The following is a 9,683-nucleotide window of genomic DNA, read 5'->3' as shown; positions in this document are numbered from 1 at the left end:
GAATAGAGGTTTGCTCGGAAGCGGTGACTGAGAGTCCTTCTAAAATTAAGGATGGGGTATAACATGGACCATTCCAATCCGCATCTTCACCGAGGGCAATAATCTGCTTAAGGGCGGTATAGACGTTACCCGCGACCATAGTGTCTTTCACCCGACCGATGATCATACCGTTGCAAACGCGATACCCTAAATCAACATTGACAGAAAAGTCACCGGATATGCCAGCTCCACCACCGAGGATTTGGTCGATCACTAATCCATCATCGAGTTGACGTAGCAAGTCTCTCAACGATCCTTTACCCGGTTGCACCATAATATTGACTAAGCCTGGGGTCGGATAACTGCCTAAGCTGGGGCGAAATCCATTACCTGTACTGCCTCCTCCGATTAATCGCCCTATGGTGCGATCGCAATAAAACTGCTGCAATTGCCCTTCTCGAATTAATAGTAGGGGTCGAGTGGGCGTACCTTCGTCGTCAAAAGGACAGCTATATGGACCTGTATTCGGTTGTTGAGAGAGGGTGAGATTGAGGGAACTGACCACTTGACCCACGCGATCGCTCCAAGGTGAAGCGCCTTCCCAAACCTGTTTCCCATTCAAAGCGGTTTGTACGGTATCCCAGAGCAAATCTGCGGCTTTGGCTGTGAGCAAGATTGGCACTTGACCGATGGGGGGATAAACATTGGCTTGCGCCCAGTTTAAGCGTTGCAGAATTGCTTGTACGACCTTATTTGGGTTAAGCTCCTCCCGTTGAGTTTGACCATCAGATACGCATAAAAAGTCATCACCACGCACCCATTCTACGGAGAAAAAACCGTTAAGTGTGGTGTCGGTGTAGTGGCAATCTAAGCCTTGAGAATTGATCAAACGGGTGGTTTCTGCTTCACATTCCAATTCCGCCGTACAGATGACATCTGGATTGGCGTCCCGAATTTGAGCGATCGCTTCTTTGCCCATGACGACTAATTCTTCTGCCGCTACGAACTTGCCCAAGTCAGGATAACTTTCCGTTCGTCCTGGTGTTAGTTCCACCGATTCAGATTCATTCAGGGCGCTAATGGCGATAGCTCGATCCACTAAATCCTGGGGATTCACCCCACCATAAGCAACCGCCAATCCTGGACGTCCATCTTTCCATAAACGTAGCGCCACCCCTTCTGATTGACTACTTTCTAGCCGTTTGAGGCGATTCGCTTCAAATAATACAGGTCGAGACAGCGATCGCGACTGATAGACTTCAGCATCCTTGGCTCCGGCTTTGAGTGCCAGATCTAAGAGTTGCTCGCTCAAGAGGGCGGGTGACAAATTTGGAGACTCCATAATGTTTAGAGTTAATTATTCTGTTTATATTTCCGGCTTATGGTGGTGAACCCCTAACCCAGTAAGCGCTACTTTAACTCTTGCAACAACCAAAATCCGGCAAAGGTTTCTGAGGTTGGCGTTGACTGCACAGCGAGAAAATGTACGAACTGGGCGTTTTCTTTGGCAGATTCAAATCCTTGAGCTTCCGCTAGGGTTTGGGTATCGGTTATATTAGCTAAAATCCAGCTATCACTAGCACCCGTTTCCAGTAATAACTTAGGGGTGACGCCTCCCTGAAATTTAACAAACGCCAGTTCTAAGCCGGACATCCAAGCGGCTAAGGCTTTGGCGCGATCAGAGAAAATAATTATGCCGGGAATGCGCGTATCTGGAGCGAGTTTCATCATTGACAGGGGAAAGGCTTCGCCAAAGTCAATGTCCCACTCTTCCATTTCAGCAAATGCTCCGGCTTCCAAGCTCACCAATGCCCATTTTTGTCCTTGGATGGCGTCGGGTAAGGGTTGGGGAACCTGAGGTTGGTAGCGCACAAAGGAAGACGCGGCGGCTGAGGACTGATATCCGGGTTGATGGGGATAAACGTCCTGCATCCGCTCCTGGAGCCAACGATCTAGGGTATAAGTCCGACGACTCGCGATCGCCGGAATGCCTAACTCTTGGCAGGCAATACTAATCATGTTGCTCATCTGACGCCGGAAAAAGCGAATTTTTTTGGGTTTTTGTCCCGCTTGCGCGATCGCCTCTTCTATAGATTGCCGTAACCATAAGGAGTTGACCTGCTGGTTGGAACAAAACTGCGCGTACTGAAATATGTCGTCTGAGGATTGATGGATGTTTAAAGGACTCTTACAAATTAAGACTTCCCAGACTTTCTTCTGATTGTCGTCCAAAATTGGACGCGAATAGAAATCGAGTTCCCAAATAATCGTCATGCCAAGACTGTTATAATCTAACCCCTCTTCTAATAATACGGGTTAGTGATCCGCTCCGGGACGTACTCCCAAGGAACTGTCTGTGATGTATCGCGCCAATACATGAGGAACCTACCACGGACGCGATCTCATCCCTGTACAGGTTAATTATCGGTAAAACTCAGTATTTGAGCTACTGCTGTCAACCCTAAACCCCACATTCTACACTCCACACCCCACTCAGGATGAGGGATCAGATGCAAAGAAAGCGGTAAGTTAGAGGTAAAGCTGGATCTATAACTGTGAGTGATCATGCCTGTCAATCGAATTGTACTCTTATGCGTGGTTGGAGGCGGACTGGCTATATTTGTTTTGTCAAATTTGTCAGCCCCCGTCTTGTCTGTCGTGTTTTTGGGAATGCAAACCGTTGCATTGCCTCTGACGGTATGGATAGGACTGGCGATCGCACTCGGCATACTCACCAGTTTAGTCTTACAATTGCTCAGTTTTCGACCCAGGAGGGTTCAGAGGTTTGATCGCGCCGCCCAAGCATCGCCTCCAAATCGCTGGCGAAAGGAAGCCGAGTTTGAGCAGGAGGAACCTGAACAGGAGAACTCTGAACCGGAAATTCCACCTCCCCCGCCACCTCCAGAACCACCACCTCCAGGACCCTCGTCCTCTGCTTCAGGTTCGGATTGGGATCAATCTATTGCTCCAGAATGGAACTTTGAAGGAGAACCTGCAACATCCACAGATGACGAGTTTGACTGGGATGAGTTTGAGAGTGAGCAGGAGGAAGAGGTATCAGAGGAAACAGAGCGCCCAAGTAGGGGTTACGAAGCCACTCAAGAACCCCGCCGCCCATCTCAACCCGACTCTGTTTATTCCTACAGTTACCGAGAATCAAATCAGTCTAAGTCGGGGATTAGCAGAGCTGATGGAGTGTATGATGCTAACTATCGAGTAATTACCCCACCCTATCGTCAACCCCCACCACAAGAGGAACCTGAGGATGAGGATGAAGACTGGGGATTTGAATTTGATGATCAAGACAGAGGTTCGTAGCTGAAACTCGATTGATTAGCCAAGGGCAATTCTTGCTATGCTAAAAAGTATGATTGGTCTCAACAGTAGCAAGTTTCCAAAACTATAGAATCAGGGAGAGCGCTCATGAGACGCCACACATTTATTGTTTTAGGTATCACCGCTGCGGTTTTTGGCTTAGCCCCCCTTACCCAAGCCCAGTCTAACGCGCCGTTTAGTTCTAATGAAAATTCAGTTACTTTATCTGGTGAATCCCTACGGACTGTAGAACGTCGCAGTTTATCCAATGATTACCGCTCTTTGTTCAATAACAACTTGCCCATTGCTCAAGATGAAGCGGGAGTGAATTCTACAGATTCAGGCTTTGCTATCAACTCTCGCCTACGAATTGTAGTCGGGGATACTCTCACCTCTGGCGATCCCCTTGACCTATTTCCGGCTGTGGGTGAAGAGGGGGATGTTCAAAGACTCAAGTTACAAGTGCCGCTCAGCGAATAATTTGCAACTCGTTATAGTGTTGGGATGGGTGTATCTAATTTTAAAAAAGGCATCATGGATCTTATGGTGTTTAGATCCGATTCTTCTCAAATGACATCCGCAAAGTAGCGCAAAATTATTTGCTCACTATTGCCGATGTCATAGCCGTTAAAAACAGAACACAATTAAGAAACATCTCCAACACAAACAACCAATCTGGGCTAGTACGGTGAGAAGTGTTCCTATATTCTCAATAGTGCTAGCCCATTCTCTTAGTCAGAGAGAACAGAGAACAGGGAACAGGAAAAGACAATTTTGCCAATCATTGAAAACTGCTAACGGCTAGATTAAGGCAGAATGTTTAATAGGACTTAATTGGGTGACAGATTACCCTGAGTACCACAATCCTTACTATGCAAATTCCTAAGCAACTTTGGCGAGCATCTCCTTTCTTGTTATCCCTGTTGGGTGGTATAATAATGGGAATAACCCCATCCCCTGTAGAAGCATGGTCTTTGGCGTGGATTGCTTTGGTGCCTTTATGGTTCTTAGTCGTAACCCGTCAAAGCCTGCGCCAGACGGCTTTATCTGGTTTCTGCTGGGGGATTGGCTATCAAGGCTTAGCCCTATTTTGGATTACAGGGATTCATCCCATGGATTGGATGGGAGTACCCTGGTTAGCCAGTTTAGCGATCGCGCTTTTTTGCTGGGCGTTTATTACCCTCTGGGGGACGGTGCTTGTGGTGCTGTGGGCGGTGGGGATGACGGCGTTCAATTCAATGTTGAATCGTCAAGGTGCAAAATTTAAAACCCTCACTCGCGTCTTGGTGGGAATTGCCCTCTGGTGTGGTTTAGAAGCCTTCTGGACCTTAGGCGATCTCAACTGGACATCTCTGGCTTATACCCAGAGTCCCCATAATTTATGGATTTTGCATCTGGGTCAGATTTCGGGTCCGTTTACGGTAACTGCAGCCGTTGTTGCTGTAAATGGGTTAATCGCCGAAGCTGGGATTAGTTATTTCTCAAATCGAACCAAACGAGTTACTGATTCTAACGCAAAGCAGAAATTTATCCTAGCCTTAGGACTCCTCATCGGTTTCCATCTGATTGGATTTGGACTCTACAGTCGCCCTCTGATTCAACCGACTCAAGCCGCCTTCAAGGTTGGCATTATTCAAGGGAATATTCCGAACACAATTAAACTCTACCGAGATGGTTTGAGTCGGGCAATTGAAAATTATACCAACGGTTACAACGCCTTAGCTGATCAAGGGGTTGAGGCAGTTTTGACACCGGAAACGGCTTTGCCATTTATCTGGGATGAACAGATTAATCAATTTCGCTCACCCGTTCCGTTTTATCAATACAAACTCGACCGTTTAAAACAAGCTATTTTAGAAAAAGGTGTGCTGGTTTGGCTGGGGGCTTTTGGTGAAAAAGGGGATAGCCTTACCAATAGCTTATTTACGATTACAGGTACGGGTAAAACCATCAGTCGCTATAACAAAGTTATTCTTGTACCTTTAGGAGAATATATTCCCTTTGAGGAACTACTCGGCGGTTTAATTGATCGCCTTTCCCCCTTAGATGCCCATTTAGCCGCAGGTAAACCCAACCAACAGTTTGCCACACCTTTTGGTCGTGCGATCGCGGGGATTTGTTATGAGTCAGCCTTTGCCTATCATTTCCGCCATCAAGCCGCCAGGGAGGGTGAGTTTATTCTCAGTGCCTCAAATAATGCTCATTATAGTGAAACCATGCCCGCCCAACATCACGCCCAAGACGTGATGCGAGCCATTGAAACGGACCGGTGGGCAGTACGGGCGACGAATACGGGCTATTCTGGCATTATAGATCCTCATGGGAGAACCTTATGGCTTTCTGGGATTAATACATACCAGATTCACGCGGCGACAATATATCGGCGACAAACCCAGACGCTTTACGTGCGCTGGGGAAATTGGTTAACTCCGACATTATTAGGATTGGCGATTGTGGCGTTTATCGTGAGTCGCTTGAATCTTCACCAACTGTTGTAGGGGCTCACGCTCCGTGCATTGGTGTCAACTTAAGGTGAAAACCGATACAGGGGGGAGCGTTTCACCCTCATCCCCTAACCCCCATCCTATGCATTAGTCACATCTTTCGTAACAATCCACAATTCTTATGGTGTCTGGGTTGGGGAGAAATGCTTAATATATCTTAAACAATATGGCTATATCCAGTCATCGGGCTTGGGGGGGCTGATTACTCAATTCGCTGTCACCTTCCATTACATTTTTCGCTCCATCTGAGCAAAATGTTCCAATAACAATCGGTGAATAAAAATATACCCGCCTCCTACCTTCTGTAAAAAAATTTGCTGCGTCGCATAATCCAGAAATCGTGCATAGTTCCAGGGAATACAACCACTAAAATACAGCACTAACCGCAACGTAAAATGCTGAATGCAAGCAATCCCCGCAGGTGAAAATAACCCAAACAGCAATCCAATCACCGCACCAAATAAAATCGGTAGTCCCACGATTTGCGCCAAACCTACCATAGCAACTACTCCAATTAAAGCAAAAATTAAGGTATTTTGTGCCGACTGCCATATCCCTTGATTGGGAACTGTACTCGTCTCAATCCCGCCCCCAGTTAACCCGCGCAATAATATAAAAATTAATCCTGTCCCTACTCCACTTAATCCATAAGTTAGCCCCTCAATTATCGCACTCCCACTGGGCGAAATTAGCCAAAAAATTAGACCACTGCTGAAACCAAATATTAATCCTACCGTCAACCCAATTCGCAACCCCGGAAATATATTCCGTTTCGCTTTTACCCATGACCATTTTAATGTTTCTACAGGTTCAATCTGATTCATAATCAAAGCCACAATTAACCCCGCCATTAACCCACCGCCGATTCCCATAATTAACCCGGCTAATACACCGACGCTCTGTCGAAAAATCATCTCGACATTTAGTCCCCCGCCTAACCCGATAACTAATCCCCCGATTAAACCAACTCCCATAGCATACAGCCATTTTTGCTCCTTTCTTTCTAACCAACTCGGCTGCAATCGCTCAATTAAAAATACGGTTTCTGAGGCTTGATTCATCCGCTTTGCCAGCCAAATTAACCAATTAATTACCTGGTCTTTTCTATACTTCCCTTGACCCCGTTTACGCTTAAACATCCGCTGAATGTAACTGTCAAATAAGTGCTTCCGCCACTCTTCTAAACCACTCATTTGCGGTAACTCGTCCAGGGATATTCCCTGATAAGCTAGGGTAATAATACTTAACATTAAAGGAGATTGTGCTAAGTCTTGTAATGTGGTATCCGATCGCAGAACTTGGCGCACCGCTGTAAGTTGCGTCCCAGCACTGTTTAGATAGCGATCAATTTGGGCTAAAGTAAGCGGTTGTAGACAAATCGCGGCTTGTAAGTTCAGGCGGTGCTGTAAGGCTTGATAATCCCGAATCCGACTACAAACCACCAGTTCAGTTGTGCCATGTTCGCTACTAAATTGATTGATAGCGGTGACACAAGCCTCTCTTAATGTAATACTTACTTCGTCTAAACCATCCAATAATAGTAACAATTCTCCGACATCAATCCAGGTTTTACCAATATCTTTAGACACTTGATATTTCGTATAAAGTTCGTTAACTAACCAGTCAGCAATGGTTTGTTTCCCCCCTGTCCAAGAGGATAGATTGAAGACCACAGGAATCGGGTGATTACTATCAACTTCTGCCTGATCCAATACATCGCGAGTTAATTCTAAAAGAGTCGTGGTTTTACCGCTTCCCGGTTCCCCTAAAATCAGGAGCGATCGCCCCTCGCCCATCGCCAGAAACTTGTCACTGACTCTGATTCCCGGTAATAGGGTTTGCTGGAACTCCCCGGAACCTTCCCAAACCAATTCCCAAGGGCGTTCGACTAAATCCAGTCGTTCTTCTAATCCCAGTTCAATTAAGACGCGACCATGCAACGAGGTTTCTAATACCCCTTTGATCCAATAGTTTCTCACTTTATTGAGTAAAATGTGGCGAAATTGAACATCCTGGCGAGTTTGTTTACTTTTGGGTTTGGAGGGAGAACTTGAGCGTGGATACACCCTATTTCCAGAGGATACGGGTTGAATTAAATAACTCGGTACGGGTTCGGTAATATTTTTTAACGATAAGTTTCCTAAAAATGTAGTGGGTAACTGTAAATGATTTTTCACCAAATCATAAACGAGCTGAGAAATACAAATCCCTCCTGGTTGTGCCTTTCCTTCTAAACGAGCCGCAATATTCACCCCATTGCCCATGACATCGCTTTCACTGACAAAGACATCGCCTAAGTGAATGCCAATTCGATGTAAAATGATGTCATTCGCTGATAAAGTTTGGGCGGCTTGAGCCAAGGATTGCTGAATTTCAATGGCACAATCCACCGCCAAAACCGCACTGGGAAAATACATCAATAAGCCATCCCCTGTAGACTTAATCGTCTGTCCGGAAAACTGCTGACATAATCGCCGCATTAACTCTAAATCCCGGTGAATTAAATCCAGGGTATGTTCTTCATCCGCCGACATCTTGGCACTAAATCCCACACCATCAGTAAACGCGATCGCGGCTAGGGTGCGCTGAGTCTGAAGCTGAGACGGTAAACTATTTACAGTTCTCATGGGACGGGGTAAAGTATTGCTAGGTAAGGGGATTGTCGCACTAGAAGGTAAGGATGCGATCGCGTCTAACACCTCCCTCACAGTTTCATAGCGATCGCGGATATCCTGACACACCATTTTCGCTAAAATGTCATGAAAACGTGAGGCTTCTGCTACCTGATCTCGCCAAATTATTTCACCCGTTTTCGGATTCGCTGGTAAATGATGGGGTAATACCCCCGTTAAGGCTTGAATCCCCAGCATTCCTACCGCATGAATATCGCTACTGAAGCGCGGTTTGCCAGCACATTGTTCTGGGGGCATATAACCGGGTGTACCAATAGCAATCGTCACCAATCCTGGGGAACCTGTCGCCGTACTCACCTGTTTAACCGTACCAAAGTCAATTAAAATAATCTTACCATCCGCTGCCCGTCGAATTAAATTAGAGGGTTTAATATCACGATGAATAACTTGGTGTTGATGAACAAAGTTTAAGATCTCTAAGATATCCCAGACTAAACTGATAACCTGCATCTCATCAAATCGGCGTCTCGCCGATAATTCGTGCCGTAAATCATCCCCTTCGATATGTTCTTGAACTAAATAAAATTGCTGATTATCTTCAAAATGAGCCAAAAGCTGAGGAATTTGGTCATGATTCCCCAATTGATACAAAACCCGTGCCTCGGTATCAAACAGGCGGCGAGACGCCTCTAACACAGATGGATTTGCCACCTGTGGCTTAAGTTGCTTGACCACACAATGGGGGTGTCCAGGTAAATCGCGATCGCGTGCTAGGTACGTTTCCCCAAACCCCCCACGTCCCAACGGTTGGATAATTTCATAACGCCCACGTAGTCGTGTCCCAATCATAAGATTTGTGTAGACTCTCAGCAGGTTTTATTGACCGCACAAGTGATATAATTTTGCCATAGACTTTCCAAAAATCACTTTCCGTCTCAATCGTAACGCCAACAAAATTTTCTGTTCCCCTCCCCTGCCATCTTCCACGCAGCATCTAAAAAAAATGAACATCCAATTTCTGGGTTTTTCAGTCAACGGCTTCACGGCTGCGGGGGCGACTGTAGGGGTTTGGTTACCAAACTCCTACGGTTTGGGTGCATTTGCCGTAAAATTACGTCATAAGCGATGGTGAAAGCCCTCGTGATTTATCCGAGGGATGAAACCGAGCAATGTGTTTAGTTTAGCAACTTTAGTTGCTTTTCTTTCTAATCTTAGGTATAATAATAATATGAGAAACAGAGTTTGTAGGTGA

The 9,683-nt window shown here is 46.0% G+C and carries 7 protein-coding genes; 4 read left to right on the top strand and 3 right to left on the bottom strand.

The window, feature by feature from the left end; all coding sequences use genetic code 11:
* The coding region (locus RIM23_RS11375; protein ID WP_446367127.1) for a TldD/PmbA family protein at positions 1-1,321 on the bottom strand (1,321 nt) is incomplete at its 3' end.
* A gap of 68 nt (positions 1,322-1,389) precedes the next feature.
* Positions 1,390-2,253: a Tab2 family RNA-binding protein gene (locus tag RIM23_RS11370; protein WP_446367125.1), complete on the bottom strand. Its 864-nt coding sequence runs from the start codon at positions 2,251-2,253 to the stop codon at positions 1,390-1,392.
* 291 nt (positions 2,254-2,544) lie between these two features.
* Between RIM23_RS11370 and RIM23_RS11365 the strand changes: the two genes are divergently transcribed.
* The 3 genes from RIM23_RS11365 (at position 2,545) to lnt (ending at position 5,792) form a co-directional block, all read left to right on the top strand.
* Entirely contained in the window at positions 2,545-3,297 is a 753-nt protein-coding gene (locus RIM23_RS11365; RefSeq protein ID WP_446367123.1) for a hypothetical protein, read from the top strand.
* A gap of 105 nt (positions 3,298-3,402) precedes the next feature.
* On the top strand, positions 3,403-3,774 hold the full coding sequence (locus RIM23_RS11360) for a hypothetical protein (protein ID WP_446367121.1): 372 nt from the start codon (positions 3,403-3,405) through the stop codon (positions 3,772-3,774).
* A 392-nt stretch (positions 3,775-4,166) separates the two neighbouring features.
* Positions 4,167-5,792: an apolipoprotein N-acyltransferase gene (gene lnt / locus RIM23_RS11355; protein WP_446367119.1), complete on the top strand. Its 1,626-nt coding sequence runs from the start codon at positions 4,167-4,169 to the stop codon at positions 5,790-5,792.
* A 233-nt stretch (positions 5,793-6,025) separates the two neighbouring features.
* On the opposite strand, the gene RIM23_RS11350 is transcribed toward lnt, so the two are convergent.
* Complete coding sequence (locus RIM23_RS11350; RefSeq protein WP_446367117.1) at positions 6,026-9,280, bottom strand: protein kinase domain-containing protein; 3,255 nt, start codon at positions 9,278-9,280, stop codon at positions 6,026-6,028.
* 154 nt (positions 9,281-9,434) lie between these two features.
* Here RIM23_RS11350 and RIM23_RS11345 point away from each other — a divergent pair, with 154 nt between their 5' ends.
* Positions 9,435-9,563 (top strand): hypothetical protein, encoded by a 129-nt coding sequence (locus RIM23_RS11345; protein ID WP_446367115.1) that lies wholly within the window; start codon positions 9,435-9,437, stop codon positions 9,561-9,563.
* Positions 9,564-9,683 lie beyond the last annotated feature (120 nt).

The sequence above is a fragment of the Coleofasciculus sp. G3-WIS-01 genome (genome assembly GCF_040223135.1).
GTDB lineage: Bacteria > Cyanobacteriota > Cyanobacteriia > Cyanobacteriales > Coleofasciculaceae > Coleofasciculus.
The sequence above is the reverse complement of the archived record's forward strand: the minus strand, read 5'-3'. Positions and strand labels throughout refer to the sequence as shown.

What these genes read in the sequence shown, in the direction of transcription:
- RIM23_RS11350 (WP_446367117.1), bottom strand. Translation starts at nt 9,280, where the DNA reads ATGATTGGGACACGACTACGTGGGCGTTATGAAATTATCCAACCGTTG.
- RIM23_RS11370 (WP_446367125.1), bottom strand. Translation starts at nt 2,253, where the DNA reads ATGACGATTATTTGGGAACTCGATTTCTATTCGCGTCCAATTTTGGAC.
- lnt (WP_446367119.1), top strand. Translation starts at nt 4,167, where the DNA reads ATGCAAATTCCTAAGCAACTTTGGCGAGCATCTCCTTTCTTGTTATCC.
- RIM23_RS11360 (WP_446367121.1), top strand. Translation starts at nt 3,403, where the DNA reads ATGAGACGCCACACATTTATTGTTTTAGGTATCACCGCTGCGGTTTTT.
- RIM23_RS11365 (WP_446367123.1), top strand. Translation starts at nt 2,545, where the DNA reads ATGCCTGTCAATCGAATTGTACTCTTATGCGTGGTTGGAGGCGGACTG.
- RIM23_RS11345 (WP_446367115.1), top strand. Translation starts at nt 9,435, where the DNA reads ATGAACATCCAATTTCTGGGTTTTTCAGTCAACGGCTTCACGGCTGCG.